This window comes from Thalassospira sp. MBR-102 (genome assembly GCF_040549275.1).
Lineage (GTDB): Bacteria > Pseudomonadota > Alphaproteobacteria > Rhodospirillales > Thalassospiraceae > Thalassospira > Thalassospira xiamenensis.
This window is the reverse complement of record NZ_JBEPTC010000008.1, coordinates 162,259-176,980: the sequence shown is the minus strand read 5'-3', so window position 1 is coordinate 176,980 and position 14,722 is coordinate 162,259. Positions and strand designations below refer to the sequence as shown.

Below are 14,722 nucleotides of genomic sequence, written 5' to 3'. Positions count from 1 at the left end.
ACCTGCCTTATACGGATAAATTGGTGTTCTGTCAGTGCCTGTCAGGCGTAACGCTGCTTTTTGGGCTGTGGTGTTGTGATATCGGGTGTCTGGGCCGTCGGATGGGCATCTGCAATCTGGCGTTCGGTTGCAACCCGGTTGCGGCCTTTGGCCTTGGCCAGATAAAGCGCCTGATCGGCGCGTTCGATAAAGCGGCCAAGCGGCTCGCCATAGGCAAAGGTGCTGACCCCGATTGAAACGGTGACCTTGCCCAGTTCTTCATGGCGGATGCGGCTGACCACCTTGCGGGTTTCGACATTGTGGCGGATATGTTCGGCCAACTGGCGGGCGCAACCAAGCCCGGTCATCGGCAGAATGACGGCAAATTCCTCCCCACCGTAACGGGCGGCGGTGTCGCGGCCCTTGACGTTCTGCTGAAGGGTTTGGGCCATCAGCCGAATGACCTGATCGCCGGCCTGATGCCCGTGGGTGTCGTTGAATGTTTTGAAATGGTCGATATCGATCAGAAGCAGGCTAAGCGGTTTGCCGGTTTCCATCGACTGCATCGCGCAATCGCGCAATCGCAGATCAAATGCCTTGCGGTTGGCAATGCCGGTCAGACAGTCGGTCATGGCCTCGCGCTTCATGTCTTCGAGGTCCCGGCGCAGTTTCGATATTTCGGTCGAGGTATTATCAAGCCGGGTTTCAAGAAGGCGGTTTACGCCTTCGATGTCGCGGGTCGCACCGAGCAGCGTTTTAAGCGCCTGTTCCAGATTGGTGAAATCCTTGTCTCCGATATATTCGCAGAAATGATCAAGGGCCTCGCCATAGGCACAGGTGTCAATTCCGGCATTGCGCACGGTTTCCAGAACCGATGTCAACTGATTGCGCAGATCTTCGGTGATGCGGGTGACGATTTCGCGTTCATTCACGGTGTCAAAAAACCGCGTGAAAAGGTCGCGGCACTGCAATTCGTCGAATTCGCGATTGTTGCTGCGCAGGATATCAATCGTCTGCGTAAGATCGGGTTCTTCGCCAGACAGGTAATTGAAAAAGATCGTAAAATTGTTCGGATGCGCGATAACGCCCAGTTCGGACATCATGGCGAGGGCTGCGTTTGACAATTGCTGTGCCCGATCCGGGCTGGTGCCGTATTCGATCATCGATACCTGCGCGACTTTCCAAAAAATGTATGTTTTGGCAGGGGCAATATATCGTTACAGTCCAATCATAACGTTGATTTGGATCATGGCCGAAGCCGGGTTACAAAAGCCCCGCCAATAAAACCAATCCATAAAAAAGAAACAGGGAAGCAGCAGGAAATGACGTTACGGTTTGAACGCATGGTCGCCGGTATCATCGTGATGATGGTGGTTCTGGTCTCATCACCGGTTCTGGCGCAGGATGGCATGGGGGCTGCCCCTGCAACATCTGGCACATCTGGCACGTCATCGGGCGATACGTTGCCACCGGTCGATTTTCGTCCGATTGAAGCTGGTGAACGCACCAATATGCCGCCGCTTATGGAACGCTATGTACTTGACGAGTTAAAGGCATTGCGGACCGAAATGCAGGGCATGCGCGCCGAATTGCTGCGCGAGGTTGTTAACCGGCAGCTTGAGGCCATCGACAAGGCGATTTCCTATTCGTCGAACACGGTGACCTATTTCTTTTATTTTGTGGCCGCCGTCGGTGCGCTTCTGACCATGCTGGGCTGGCAGTCGTTGCGGGAACTTAAATCAAGTGTGCGCAACCTTGCCGATACGGAATTGCGCCGCCTGTCCGAAGAATTTGAAACACGTCTGAGCGCGCTTGAAGACGAGCTGCGCCAGAAAAGCATGGTGATCAACGATCATCAGCAGGAAATCGAAAATACCCAGACCATTCATGCCTTCTGGCTGCAGGCCAACAAGGTGACCAATCCGCGGTCCAAGATCGAGATTTACGACAAGATCCTTGAACTGTCGCCGGGCGATCCGGAAGTCATGGCCTATAAGGCGGATGCCGCCCTTCAGCTGGGTGATCGTGACTGGGCGCTTAGCCTGTGTAACCGGCTTCTGGCCGAGGCGCCGGATAATGCCAATGGCTATTATCAGCGGGCGTGCGCCAATGCAGGGCTGGGTTATCCGGAAGCCGCCCTTGCCGATTTGCAGCGTGCGGTGGCCCTTTCGGATGCGATGCGTCAGCCTGCTTGGACCGAGGTTGAGTTTGAGCCGCTTCGCAATTTGCGGGAATTTGCCGAAATTCTTGGTAATCCCGAGAGTGCTGCGCCCGCGGAATAACGTCGAGGGCATTTTACGCCCCAAGCCAAAAACAAACCCCCCGGCAGTGCGGACTGCCGGGGGGGTGCATATCAGTTGATCGGTGATCTTAACCGGCCAGTTCATTCCACAGCGGGTGGATCGGGGCGACATCGTTTTCGATTTCGCTGAACCGGGCGTCGCAGTCAAAGAAGTAGTTGTCAGCAAGGTCGTCATTGACCTGCGATACTTCGCCAACGATCACCGGGCCTTTGCCTTCTTCGCCATAGAAGCGATGCACAAGCGTGCGCGGCAGGGTGACACTTTGACCGGGTTCGAGCACGACCTTGCCACCGGCCGGAAGGATATTGAGCTTGCCATCGGTGCGGACATGCACGTCATTGACCATGTCCATTTTGCCGTCTTCGGTCAGATTGGTCAGTTCGATCACCAGATTGCCGCCGCCACGCACAATGATGTCTTCCATTTTGACCTTGTGGTAATGCCACGGGCATTCCTGATTTTCGCCGACAATCATGATTTTTTCGGCATAGGGGACTTCACCCGGCTGGCGCAGGATGCCGTTGCGCAGGCAAAACAGGATCAGGCCGCGACGGGCGAAATCGCCTTCGCCGTAATCGGTTACGTCCCAGCCCATCTGATGGGCACGGCACCATTTCGCAAGATCAGGCTCGGCATCCCACTGCGCCGGGGAATAGTGGCCCCAGACGGGCAGTTTGAAGGAAATGGACTCGAACAGTTCCTTGGCATGCGTGATATGTGCATTGATATCGGAACGGCGCATGGACGACCTCGTAAAGCTTTTGCGTGTTTGAATGGTTGGCCGCGCGATGCGCAGGCGTTGCTGGCTTTTAGCATGTTCGAAAAAGGATTGCGACCCAATTTGAATGCATTCAAATGCCCGTTATCCGATTTCGCAAACCTGCAAAATGACTGCCCTGATTTTGTCGATTTTGTTCCGTCTGATAAGGTGTTCAAAACAAAAGCTATGCGTTTAGCGGAACAACAATAATCAAGGAAACACGGGCATGTCTTCTTCTTCGGGATTTGCGAAATTTGTTGCGGCGGTTGTGGTCAGTGCCGGTATTGCCGGTGCCGGATGGCTGGTCGGCAAGGGGCTTTCTGACATGCGGTCGCTTGACCGGTTTGTCACTGTCAAGGGACTGGCCGAACGCGATGTCATGGCGGATCGCGCGGTGTGGCCGATTACCTATGTTGCGACCGATGATGTTCTGCAAAACGCACAGGCCAAGATCGAAAGCGATACAACCGCCCTTCTGGCGTTTCTTGAAACGCATGGCATCACCAAGGACATGACCGAACTGCAAAGCCTTCAGGTTACCGATCAGCTTGCGCAATCCTACCGTTCTGGCCCGATTGAAAGCCGTTATATCGTCAGTCAGACGATTCAGGTCCGGACCGACAAGATCGAGGCAGTCGTTGCGGCAACGCAGGATATTGGCAAATTGCTTCAGGGCGGGATTGTTCTGGGCGGGCAGGGTTATAACCCCGGCCCGAGTTTCATGTTCACCAAGCTTAATGACATCAAACCCGAAATGATTGCGGCGGCCACGGCCAATGCGCGTGAAAGTGCGCAGCAATTCGCAACCGATTCCGGTGGTCATCTGGGCGGTATTCGCCGCGCAACGCAAGGGTTGTTCCAGATCCTTCCGGCGGATGGTGCCCCCAATACGATGGAAAGCCAGCAGATCAATAAAACCGTGCGTGTTGTCACCACCATGGAATATCTGATCGAGGATTGATCACGTTCGGCCGGACTGATTGACTTGCCCAGTTGACTTGTTTGGCAAAAATGGTTCTATGCGGCGCATGGCGCAGCTGATCCTTTTTAACAAGCCGTATGGCGTTCTGACCCAGTTTACCGACCGTGAAAACGGTCGGGCGACGCTGGCCGATTATATCGATCTGCCCGGTGTCTATGCCGCCGGGCGGCTGGATCGCGATAGCGAAGGACTGCTGCTGCTGACAGATAACGGGCCGCTGAATGCCCAGATCGCCCACCCGAAATTCAAAAAGCCGAAAACCTATTGGGTTCAGGTCGAGGGCGAGCCGACCGAAGAAGCCCTTTCGGCCCTTCGTAACGGGGTGGAGTTGAAAGACGGCATGACCCGACCGGCGCGCGCGCGCCTGATGGGGGAGCCCGAAAATCTTTGGCCGCGTGATCCGCCGGTGAGGTTTCGCAAATCGGTTCCGACAAGCTGGATTGAACTGAGCATCACCGAAGGTCGTAATCGGCAGGTCCGCCGGATGACGGCTGCGGTCGGCTTTCCGACCTTGCGTCTGATCCGTTATGCGATTGGTGACTGGACGCTGGATAATCTGGCACCCGGTGACTGGCAGGTGATCGAGGTCAATGCACCCGAACCCGGCCCGGTTCAGGTCAAACCCCTGCCCGGGAACATGCAGGCCAACCGGCGACCCCGTACTGAGGGTGAGGGTAAAAACGCATTCCGGTCCGGGCGGCCCCAAAAGTCGCGCAACCCCAAACAGTCACGCGGTGGCAAGCCACGCGCATCTAAAGGATAAAGGCAATGCTGAGCTATCTGCACGGCTTTCACGCGGGCAATTTTGCCGATATTCACAAGCATGCCGCGATGCGGATCATCCTTGATTATCTATGCAACAAAGAAAAACCGTTCTGCGTGATCGATACCCATGCCGGGTCAGGCTGGTACGATCTTGGCAGTGCGCAGTCGGCGAAAACCGGCGAATGGAAAAACGGTATTGCTGCGGCACAGAAAAAGGGAAATGCGCCCAAACAGATGCAGCCCTTCCTTGATCAGATCGCGGCCTTTGATCCGATTGCCAAGGGCCGCGATTACGGCGTGTTTGAGGATGACGACCTGAAGGGGCCGTTTTATCCCGGGTCGCCGTTTATCATGCGCGAATTGCTGCGCGAGCATGATGAAATGATCCTGATGGAATTGCATCCGCGCGAATATGACCTGCTGGAATACAGTGTCGAACGCGATCCGCGTATTCACCTGCACAAGCGCGACGGTTACGAGGGACTGGTTGGCATGATGCCGCCCGCCATCCGGCGCGGTCTGGTGCTGATGGATCCCAGTTACGACGTCAAACAGGATTATCAGAAGGCGGCAAGTTCGATCAAACGGGCCTGGGAACGGTGGGAAAACGGCATCTTCATGCTGTGGTATCCGATCCTTGAGGCCGGATTTGATTCCGAACTGCGTGAAAACTTTGCCCAGATCAAAGCCAAGGGTGGCGTGCTGTGTGCGGAGCTTTCGACCAATCAGGGCGGGGCAAAGGGGCGGATGCGCGGCACGGGTCTTCTGATCATCAATCCACCTTATGGATTTGATCAGGAGTTTGATGAAATCGGCCAATGGCTTTGCGATGCCGTCAAACTGCCCGGCCCGGCAACGCACCGGACCCATTGGCTGGTGCCGTCGCAATAGGTGCCTTTGGGCACGCAGACGCACGGATCAAATAAATAAAGGCCGCGGACATCGCTATGTCCGCGGCCTTTCTGCGTCGGGACGCAGTTTGACTTATATGCCGATGAAGGGCTGCAGCAGTTTGGGCAGCAGACGGTTGAACTTCATCGGAGCATCGGTCGCGATCAGGCAGATGCATTCCTCGGCGGTGTCGGCAATCGGCTGATGATCGACATCGTTGCCAAGATCGGCGACGTCACCGGCCCGGAACCGACCGATTTCATCGATATACGACCCTTTAAGCAGCAGGGTCATTTCATGGCCGTGATGCCCGTGATCGGGGATCGACACACCCGGTGCGATTTTCATCAGTCGCACGGTGCCTTTGCTTTCGATCGATTTCAGCTGGTAATGCTTCACACCCGGTGCCAGCGACTTCCACGGAATGTCTTCGAGCGAAAGAACATCATCAGGCAAAAGATTTGCCAGGGGCCGCGGGACGGATGGAATGGCGCTTCCGGTAATGCTTTCCCCGACGGCAACCCGACGTATGGACGGTATTTCGCTGAAAACGACATTCTCGTTGGCGGTTTCGCGTTCGATCATGGCCATGACATGGTCAAGCGCATGAGTATTCATGGACATGACGTTTGCCGTTTCCAGCGCCGCACCGCCAAGGGCCTCGAATTCCGCGACCTTTTCACGGCATTTCGGGCAAAGGGTCATGTGCGTTGCCACAAGCAATTCCATCGCCTGAGACATCCTGCCGCTGGCGTATTCCATCAATGTCTGATCTGTCGGGTGGTGTTTGATATTCATGCTACACCCTCCAATCCACCACGAAGTTTGGTTAAGGCCAACCGCAACCGCGATTTGACAGTGCCCAGCGGGATATCAAGCTTTTCGGCAATTTCGCTGTGCGAGAGATCTTCAAAAAACGACAATTCAACAACCACTTTCTGATCGGCGGGCAATTCTTCCATGGCGGATTTGACGAGAACGGCATGTTCATCCCGGTCGACGATTTCGTCGGCAAGCGGGCTATCGTCAATAATCAGCGTCGGATCGGAATCGTCCACTTCGATATGTTTGCGTTGCCGGAAACGATCAATACGAAGGTTTCTGGCGATTGTAAAAATCCATGTACTGGCGGCAGCCTTGTGCGGATCAAACAGATGCGCCTTGCGCCAGACCTGCATCATGGCTTCCTGCGCAAGTTCCTCGGCGTTTTCGGAATTGCCGCCAAACCGGAACATGTAGGCTTTGACGCGGGGGGCAAAGTGGGCAAACAGTTGCGCAAATGCCTCACGGTCCTGCGTCGCCGCAACCGCCACAATCCAGCTGGCACATTTCCTGGCCTCGTCGGGGTCAGCCGGACCGGGCCTTGATCTTGTCGTGCCGCTCATTTTCGTTTCTGGTCCCCTTCGGGGCCGCGCCATGATCGTGTTCATGAACAATCATACGCCAGCCGGAAATTTTTGGATCAAACGAATTTGTACGTTTTCCACCAATTACTTAAAATTATCCGCATTCGTTGTAACGCAGTGATCTGCAAATTGCTGACATTCGTAAATATATGTAACTTAGACATTGTAACTGCAAGCAGGCGCGCCACATATGACGCTTCGATCATCGGGGAAACTCAATATAGCTGTTGTTGGTTCGGGTATTTCCGGCCTGTCGGCAGCCTGGTTGCTCAGCCAGTCTCACAACGTCACGCTTTATGAAAAGGATGACCGTCCCGGCGGGCATTCCAATACCGTCGATGCGGGTCAAACACCGGTCGATACCGGTTTCATTGTTTATAACACCCGTTGTTACCCAAATCTTTGTGCCCTGTTTGATCATCTGAATGTCGAAACGGCTGCGACCGATATGTCCTTTGCCGCCTCGATGGACCGGGGCGGTCTGGAATATGGCGGATCTGATCTGGCATCTTTGATCGCACAGAAACGCAATATTTTCCGCCCGCGTTTCTGGCAGATGGTGCGCGATATCCTGCGTTTCTATCGCGAGGCACCGCTTGCGCTTGAAACCGGGCAGGCCGAAACGCAAAGTCTTGGCGATTATCTGTCGGCCCATCGTTATTCGAAATCCTTTATCAATGATCATCTGTTGCCGATGGGGGCTGCGATCTGGTCAACGCCGGTCGATACCATGATGGAATACCCATTGGCGGCGTTTGTCCGGTTCTGTCAGAATCACGGGCTTTTGCAGATCAAGGATCGGCCGCAATGGCGCACTGTTGTTGGTGGCTCGCGTCAGTATGTCGGCAGGATGATCAAGGAGATTTCCGGTGGTGTTATCCTTGATAGCGCCATTGCCCAGGTCGGGCCGAATGGCAAGGGTGGGGTGTTTGTTGAAAATCGTTATGGCGAACGGACAGACTACGATCACGTTGTTCTGGCCTGCCATGGTGATCAGGCCCTTGCGCTTCAGGCCAATCCGGCACGCGCGGTGCGCGAATTGCTGTCGGCGTTCCAGTATGAGCGCAATCTGGCGATCTTGCATGATGATGAAAGCCTGATGCCGCAAACGCGCAAGGTCTGGTCAAGCTGGAATTACCTTGCCGAAGAGCATGACGGCGAACAGAAAGTCTGTGTGACCTATTGGATGAACCGATTGCAGCATCTGGACGAAGGGCAGCCGCTTTTTGTTACCCTTAACCCGGCGCGCGCGCCGCGTGAGGGCAGCGTCATTCGATCCTTCCTGTATGATCATCCGGTTTTTGATGCGGCGGCAATGGACGCGCAGAAACGGCTCTGGTCGATTCAGGGAATGGATAACATCTGGTATTGCGGCAGCTATTTCGGCTATGGCTTCCACGAAGACGGCATTCAGTCGGGCCTTGCCGTGGCCGAGGCATTGGGTGGTGTGCGTCGCCCGTGGAATGTTGAAAATGAAAGCGGTCGTATTCATCTGGGCCCTGTTGATACAGTGCAAAAAGAAGTTGCCGCATGACAGGCACATGGACATCCGCCCTGTTTGAAGGATCGGTGATGCATCATCGCCTTCGCCCGCGTGATCACAAATTGCGCTATCGGGTGTTTTCCTTTTTGTTTGATCTTGATGAAATCGATGGCTTGGCCGGGTCGCTGAAACTGTTCAGCCGCAACCGGTTCAACCTGTTTTCATTCCATGACCGTGATCATGCCGATCGTGAACACGGAGATATCCGCAAACGTATCGAAGATATCCTGAACAAGCACGATCTTGGCGATTGTGCGCATCGGATCGAATTGCTGTGTTATCCGCGCATTCTGGGCTTCGTTTTCAATCCGCTGTCGGTTTATTTCTGCCATCGGTCGGACGGTTCGGTCGGAGCGGTCCTGTATGAGGTTTCCAATACTTTCGGCGACCGGCACAGCTATCTGATCCCGGTGGGCAGCGATGCGATTGATGAAAAAGGCGTGCTGCGGCAAAGCTGTGCCAAGGGATTTTACGTTTCGCCCTTTATCGATATGCAGGCCGATTATCATTTCCGCATTTGCATGCCGGGTGAAAAAGTCGCGGTTGCCATTCGTGAAACAGACAAGGACGGCGCATTTCTGAATGCGGCATTTGTCGGTGATCGAACCGCACTTTCTGACCGTAAGCTGTTTATGGCCTTTATTCGCTATCCGCTGATGACGCTTAAGGTGGTGGCGGGCATTCATTACGAGGCGCTTCATCTGTGGCGCAAAGGCATGAAGTTCCATAAACGTCCAACGCCGCCAGCACATGATGTGACTTATGTGTTTGCTGCCAATAGCCAGACGGCCGAAGCCGCAAAAAGGTAATCAGGAAATGCCGGAACGCAATCGATCCTCTTCGACAATAGTCCGCCCGTTTCGTGACAGGTTCCTGCCCGTCATCGGGGGCATGACCGGAAGTCGCAATCTGCTGAAAATCATGCTGAAACGCATTCTGGCACATTTGCATTACGGTCGATTGACGATTGTTTTGCCCGATGGGGACACGTTGCAGTTTACCGGGCAGGAGCAGACCGAAATCCGCGCGGTTCTTCATATTCATGACTGGAAGGCGATCCGCAGGCTTGCGACCGGTGGCGATGTTGCCTTTGCCGAGGCCTATATGGATGGGGCATGGACAAGCCCCGATCTGACCAATGTGATGCGGGTGGCGATGTTAAACGAAAATATCGTTCGCGCCCGACTTGCAGGCGGCATGATTTCCCGGCTGGTGGCCCGGATCGGGCATTTGCGAAATGCCAATACGGTCGAAGGATCAAAACGCAACATTGCCTATCACTACGACCTTGGAAACCGGTTCTATCAGGAATGGCTTGATCCGGGCATGACCTATTCATCCGGTCTTTATCGCCGCCAGGACATGACGCTTGAGGCCGCACAGGATGCGAAATACCGCCGGATTTGCGAACTTGCATCGCTGCAACCCGGCGAACGGGTTCTGGAAGTCGGCTGTGGCTGGGGCGGGTTTGCCGAAATGGCGGCAGGGCAGCATCGCTGCCATGTCACGGGGCTGACGCTTTCGCGCGAACAGCATGCGTTTGCGCATCATCGCCTTCTGACACTTGGCCTGTCGGATCGCACCAATATCGAGCTTCGCGATTATCGCCATCAGGACGGGCAGTTCGACAAGATCGTTTCAATCGAGATGTTCGAGGCGGTTGGTGAAGAACATTGGCCGATCTATTTCGATATGATCCGCAAGCGGTTGAAACCGGGCGGCAAGGCGGTTTTGCAAATCATCACCATCGATCATGACCGGTTCGAGGATTACCGCAAGGGTGCGGATTTCATCCAACGCTATATCTTCCCGGGCGGGATGCTGCCCTCGCCGGAGGCGCTTGGTACGGCGATTGCCAATGCCGGTCTTTCGCTTTGTCATTCGGAATTTTTCGGCAAATCCTATGCCCGCACACTGGCCGAATGGCAGCGCCGTTTCCAGCATGGCTGGGACAGCATCGCCGAGCAGGGATTTGATATCCGTTTCAAGCGGATGTGGGAATATTACCTGTCCTATTGCGAAACCGGATTTGATGAAGGATCGATTGATGTCGGGTTCTTTGTGATCGAACATCGCGAAAATGCCGCAACCTGATCGGGCCCGCAAAACGGCGTTTTATTATGCGCTGCCAGCAATGGCGGCGGCGGTGCCGACGATTCCCGCCTATGTCCTGTTACCCAGTTATTATGGCGATGATCTTGGCCTTGGGCTTGCCCTTACGGGGGCGATCCTTCTGGCGGTGCGGATCATTGATATGCTGACCGATCCGCTTGCCGGGTGGCTTTCGGATTATACGGGACGGCGCAAAATCTGGGTCGGGTTTGGTGCGGTGATTGCCGGGATCGGGATCTGGATGCTTTTTGTGCCGCCCGATCAGCCGAGCGGCTGGCATCTTTTTGTTTCGGCAAGCATCCTTTTCCTTGGCTGGACGCTGTTTCAGGTCCCCTATCTGGCATGGGGGGCAGACCTTTCGGGGGATTACCGGGAACGGACATTGATCACGTCCCTTCGAGAAGGGGCGGGGCTGATTGGTATTGTCATTGCCGGGGCGATCCCGGTTGTGATGATGAATGCGTCCCGGGCCGATGAAATCCGAACCCTTGCGATGATGACCATTGTCGCGGGGGCGGTTTTCGTTACGATTCTGATCATCAAGGTCCCAGATAGCGCAGCCCGCCCGGGGCGCGGCCGTACTGCCGATACCCAACAGGGGGGTGTTTCCCTTCGTGCCCGGTTTGCTCAGTCGCTTCGCAGTCTGCGCCAGAACCGGCTTTTTGTCCGGCTTTTGGCCGCATGGATGATCAATGGCCTTGCCGGTGGATTGCCCGCGGTCTGTTTCCCGCTTTTTGTGCGCTATTACCTGAAGCTTGATACGGATACGGAAAACACGCTGATCCTTTTGTATTTTGTTGCGGCCATTGCGGCCATTCCGTTTTGGGTGTTTCTGGCCGGTAAAATCAGCAAACACCGGGTCTGGTGCGTGGCGATGATCATGGCGGTGTCGGCATTTGCGTTCGTGCCGTTTCTGTCAGCCGGGGACTGGGCAGGGTTTGCGGTGATCTGTGTCTTTACCGGTGCGGCCTTGGGGGCGGATCTGGCGCTGCCACCCGCCATTCAGGCCGATGTCGATGACTGGGACCGGTACCGGTTTCATGCCAGCCGGACCGGTGTTCTGTTTGCGCTTTGGAACATGACCAACAAGCTTGCGATGGCGTTGGCGGCGGGAATTGCCCTGCCAATTCTGGGGGCTTTTGGCCTGACGGACGGGGGGGATGAAAATTCCGCGGCTTTGATCGCACTTGTCATGATCTATGCGGTGCTGCCCATCGTACTGAAAGCAGGAGCAATCGGGATGATGTGGCGTTTTCCATTGGATCGCGTGCATCAGGTTGCAATTCGTCGGCGTCTGGCTCGCCGCACCTTCTGATCCTTGTATCCTTTGCGGGAGAAAGCTGATGCTGCGATCTTTTACGGCGCTTGTGATGGTTTTGATACTTACCGGGTGTGGGTCAATGAAACCGCAGGATTTTGCGCAAAAAGAACCCCGCTTCGATGTGTTTGAATACTTCGAAGGCAATAGTCGGGCGTGGGGCATTTTTGAGGACCGGTTCGGCAAGCTGCGGCGCCAGTTCACGGTTGATATCACTGGAACCGTCAATGATGGTGTTCTGACGCTGGAAGAAGATTTTCTGTATGACGATGGTGAACAGGACCGCCGTGTATGGACGATCCGCAAGACCGGTGAGCACAGCCTGAGCGGAGAGGCCGATGACATCATCGGCACGGCCGCGGGCGTGCAGTATGGCAACGCGTTGAACTGGAACTACGACATGGACCTGAAGGTCGGTGACGGTAGCTGGCGGGTGACGTTTGACGACTGGATGTTCTTGCAGGGCGACGGGGTTCTTGTGAACCGGGCGCGTGTGCGTAAATGGGGGTTCGAGATCGGCGAGGTCACCCTGTTCTTTACGAAACAGCCATCCGCGCTGCGAGCCGCCGAATAAACCAGCCCAGCAGCGGAATGCGGGCATAAAAGGCCATGCCGGAATCCCAGTGATCGACATGGGATGAAATGCGCGTGCCGTCATCGGAAAACGTCACCGCCGACATGCCGGTGACATCCCAATTCCCCAGAACCGAAATCCTGGCCGTAAAGCGCCAGCGCAGAAAACCGAGATCATCATCAATCGCGTGATGGGTGACGATGAATTGCGGATTTTCGGTGTCGCGAAACATCTTGTCGAGATAGGCACAGACCCGATCCGGGCCATTGATGGTGTTGAACGGATCGGTAAAACTGTAATCCGGTGTGACGAGATGATGCAGGTTTTCAATGGTTTCCGGGCTTAGTTGCGCAAAATAATCGCCATAGGATTTCAGCGTTTCGAGCCTGGTTGCGTTCTGTTCATCCATTGGATTTTCCCATCACTTTGCGGATCAGTTTGAAGTAAAGCCGATAGGGCAGAATGCGGGCAAGTTTTAGCTGTCGGACAAAGGGCGGCGGGAAGGCGATTTCAAAACCGTTGCCGCCCGTCAGGCCGCGATAAACATAGTCGGCTGCCTGCGCGGGTGTTTGCAGATAGGGCATGTCGAAATCGTTTTTGTCGGTCAGGCGGGTTTTGACAAAGCCCGGGTTGATCACCCGAAGGCAGATACCCGTTTCCCCCAATTCGGCGCGCAGGGTTTCGCACAGATTGATCAGGGCGGCTTTGGTCGGGCCATAGGCCCCGGCCTTTGGCAACCCGCGATAACCGGCGACCGAGGCGACAACCGCGATCTCGCCCGAACCGCGTTTACGCATTTTCGGGATCAGGGTTTCAAGGCAATTGACCGTGCCGAAATAATTGACATCGAAATGGTCGCGGATGGTTTTGGCGGAAAATTCATCGACAGGCATCGGCGAATAAATCCCGGCGGCCAGAACCACGAGATCGGGCAGGCCAAACCGGTCTTCGATCAGGGCAATCGCATCGCGAACCGCATCGGGTTTGGTCACATCAAGCGGCACGGCATGGATGTTTTCCGACGATGCCGCCAGATCGGACAGCGCATCGGCGGAGCGTGCCGATGCGATAATCGTCGTGTTTGCGCCCGCATCGGATTTTGCGAATTTTTCGACAAGTGCCGCCCCGATCCCGGCGGAGGCACCGACGATCCAGATGGTTTTGAAATGTTTGATCATCCGAGGATATCCTTTTGTGCCGTGTCGGTCTGGCAGCTTGTGCAGCGATAGGTGATTTCAGAGCCATCGCGCGCCTTGAAGCGCAATCCAACCCACCGGCCATCGGCATCGTACCATGCATTGGTTTGCAATTGGCCATCATAGGTAAAGTGGGTGGCGTTGATCATCCCGTTACCAACGGCCAGGCGTTCGCGGCCTGTCTGGGATATGGTGACCGCGTTGGGGTTGCCGGTGAGCGTATTAAGAACCTGATCGGTTTGCAGAACACCGCAATGCCAGTGATCGGTCGGAAAAATACCGGACGGCAGGGATTTCTGACCATCGGGGCCATCAACGACAAGCTGATCGTTTTCGCGCCGGGCCGCGATGCTGGTTTGATCGCCATCATCATCGACCTTGACCGACAGGGTGGATAATTGACCCTCCTGCCAGATGCTTTCGGATCGATAGCGGAAGCTATAGGCGTTAAAGCCCAGAAACGAGATATCGATATTGCTTTGGGCGACGACCTGAAGACCGTCCTGACCGCGATTGAAGCGCACGATATGCTGCCCGACCGGGGCATCATTGCGGCGGATCTGAAACACCAGTTCATTGCCGTATCGCGCAATCGGATCGAAGTTGCGACAGGCCGCGTTACGATCAAGGCCGTTGGATTGTGCGGGGGTAAGGGCCGAAATCTCGCCGTTTTGCGCGAAGGCCGAACCGGCATTCTGGACTGCCAGAACGGCAAGCGTCGCAAGCAGATATTTAAGGGGTTTCGGGCGTGGCATGTGGTGGCGTACCCTGCTGTTGGCCCCGGCGATCAGGACGCGATCAAGCCGGATTTCGAAAACGGAATGCTGCTACTGTTACGCATGGAAATGCGGTTCAGATCAGGTTTGCCGTGCCCTGCCCATGTGCCGGGTGAT

The 14,722-nt window shown here is 55.3% G+C and carries 16 protein-coding genes; 9 read left to right on the top strand and 7 right to left on the bottom strand.

Annotated features, from left to right (window positions below):
• Positions 1 to 41: 41 nt before the first annotated feature.
• Positions 42 to 1,142 carry a GGDEF domain-containing protein gene (locus ABIE64_RS14855; RefSeq protein ID WP_071239717.1) on the bottom strand — a complete coding sequence of 367 codons (1,101 nt, stop codon included), beginning with the start codon at positions 1,140 to 1,142 and terminating at the stop codon, positions 42 to 44.
• A 159-nt stretch (positions 1,143 to 1,301) separates the two neighbouring features.
• On the opposite strand from ABIE64_RS14855, the gene ABIE64_RS14850 reads away from it, so the two are divergent.
• Positions 1,302 to 2,261 carry a TPR end-of-group domain-containing protein gene (locus ABIE64_RS14850; protein ID WP_037990649.1) on the top strand — a complete coding sequence of 320 codons (960 nt, stop codon included), beginning with the start codon at positions 1,302 to 1,304 and terminating at the stop codon, positions 2,259 to 2,261.
• Positions 2,262 to 2,349: 88 nt separating this feature from the next.
• Here ABIE64_RS14850 and ABIE64_RS14845 read toward each other — a convergent pair whose 3' ends face one another.
• A complete protein-coding gene (locus ABIE64_RS14845) occupies positions 2,350 to 3,024 on the bottom strand; it encodes a D-lyxose/D-mannose family sugar isomerase (protein ID WP_037990402.1) in 675 nt (224 codons plus the stop codon).
• Between the two features lie 244 nt (positions 3,025 to 3,268).
• Here ABIE64_RS14845 and ABIE64_RS14840 point away from each other — a divergent pair, with 244 nt between their 5' ends.
• From ABIE64_RS14840 to ABIE64_RS14830, 3 genes are read left to right on the top strand one after another with little or no spacing between them, the layout of a single operon-like run.
• Positions 3,269 to 4,003, top strand: a complete 735-nt coding sequence (locus ABIE64_RS14840; RefSeq protein ID WP_071239714.1) for an SIMPL domain-containing protein — start codon at positions 3,269 to 3,271, stop codon at positions 4,001 to 4,003.
• Positions 4,004 to 4,061: 58 nt separating this feature from the next.
• Entirely contained in the window at positions 4,062 to 4,787 is a 726-nt protein-coding gene (locus tag ABIE64_RS14835; RefSeq protein ID WP_354377818.1) for an rRNA large subunit pseudouridine synthase E, read from the top strand.
• 5 nt (positions 4,788 to 4,792) lie between these two features.
• Complete coding sequence (locus ABIE64_RS14830; RefSeq protein WP_354377817.1) at positions 4,793 to 5,680, top strand: 23S rRNA (adenine(2030)-N(6))-methyltransferase RlmJ; 888 nt, start codon at positions 4,793 to 4,795, stop codon at positions 5,678 to 5,680.
• Between the two features lie 93 nt (positions 5,681 to 5,773).
• On the opposite strand, the gene ABIE64_RS14825 is transcribed toward ABIE64_RS14830, so the two are convergent.
• Both ABIE64_RS14825 and ABIE64_RS14820 read right to left on the bottom strand, forming a co-directional pair.
• On the bottom strand, positions 5,774 to 6,478 hold the full coding sequence (locus ABIE64_RS14825) for a ChrR family anti-sigma-E factor (protein ID WP_063093623.1): 705 nt from the start codon (positions 6,476 to 6,478) through the stop codon (positions 5,774 to 5,776).
• Positions 6,475 to 7,065: a sigma-70 family RNA polymerase sigma factor gene (locus ABIE64_RS14820; protein ID WP_074624797.1), complete on the bottom strand. Its 591-nt coding sequence runs from the start codon at positions 7,063 to 7,065 to the stop codon at positions 6,475 to 6,477. Before ABIE64_RS14820 ends, ABIE64_RS14825 begins: the two co-directional genes overlap by 4 nt.
• Before the next feature lie 211 nt (positions 7,066 to 7,276).
• Between ABIE64_RS14820 and ABIE64_RS14815 the strand changes: the two genes are divergently transcribed.
• Genes ABIE64_RS14815 through ABIE64_RS14795 form a run of 5 tightly spaced genes read left to right on the top strand, consistent with a single transcriptional unit; the run spans position 7,277 to position 12,633 of the window.
• Positions 7,277 to 8,620: an NAD(P)/FAD-dependent oxidoreductase gene (locus ABIE64_RS14815; protein WP_354377816.1), complete on the top strand. Its 1,344-nt coding sequence runs from the start codon at positions 7,277 to 7,279 to the stop codon at positions 8,618 to 8,620.
• A complete protein-coding gene (locus ABIE64_RS14810) occupies positions 8,617 to 9,438 on the top strand; it encodes a DUF1365 domain-containing protein (RefSeq protein ID WP_354377815.1) in 822 nt (273 codons plus the stop codon). Before ABIE64_RS14815 ends, ABIE64_RS14810 begins: the two co-directional genes overlap by 4 nt.
• A 7-nt stretch (positions 9,439 to 9,445) precedes the next feature.
• Positions 9,446 to 10,723 (top strand): SAM-dependent methyltransferase, encoded by a 1,278-nt coding sequence (locus ABIE64_RS14805; RefSeq protein WP_037990414.1) that lies wholly within the window; start codon positions 9,446 to 9,448, stop codon positions 10,721 to 10,723.
• Positions 10,710 to 12,056 (top strand): MFS transporter, encoded by a 1,347-nt coding sequence (locus ABIE64_RS14800; RefSeq protein WP_354377814.1) that lies wholly within the window; start codon positions 10,710 to 10,712, stop codon positions 12,054 to 12,056. Before ABIE64_RS14805 ends, ABIE64_RS14800 begins: the two co-directional genes overlap by 14 nt.
• 28 nt (positions 12,057 to 12,084) lie before the next feature.
• Positions 12,085 to 12,633: a DUF3833 domain-containing protein gene (locus ABIE64_RS14795; protein ID WP_007089219.1), complete on the top strand. Its 549-nt coding sequence runs from the start codon at positions 12,085 to 12,087 to the stop codon at positions 12,631 to 12,633.
• Here the strand turns inward: ABIE64_RS14795 and ABIE64_RS14790 are convergent.
• Genes ABIE64_RS14790 through ABIE64_RS14780 form a run of 3 tightly spaced genes read right to left on the bottom strand, consistent with a single transcriptional unit; the run spans position 12,596 to position 14,584 of the window.
• Positions 12,596 to 13,042: a nuclear transport factor 2 family protein gene (locus ABIE64_RS14790; protein ID WP_007089218.1), complete on the bottom strand. Its 447-nt coding sequence runs from the start codon at positions 13,040 to 13,042 to the stop codon at positions 12,596 to 12,598. The genes ABIE64_RS14795 and ABIE64_RS14790 overlap by 38 nt on opposite strands.
• Positions 13,035 to 13,811 carry an SDR family NAD(P)-dependent oxidoreductase gene (locus tag ABIE64_RS14785; protein WP_354377813.1) on the bottom strand — a complete coding sequence of 259 codons (777 nt, stop codon included), beginning with the start codon at positions 13,809 to 13,811 and terminating at the stop codon, positions 13,035 to 13,037. Before ABIE64_RS14785 ends, ABIE64_RS14790 begins: the two co-directional genes overlap by 8 nt.
• Entirely contained in the window at positions 13,808 to 14,584 is a 777-nt protein-coding gene (locus ABIE64_RS14780; RefSeq protein WP_354377812.1) for a DUF6134 family protein, read from the bottom strand. Before ABIE64_RS14780 ends, ABIE64_RS14785 begins: the two co-directional genes overlap by 4 nt.
• Between the last annotated feature and the right edge of the window lie 138 nt (positions 14,585 to 14,722).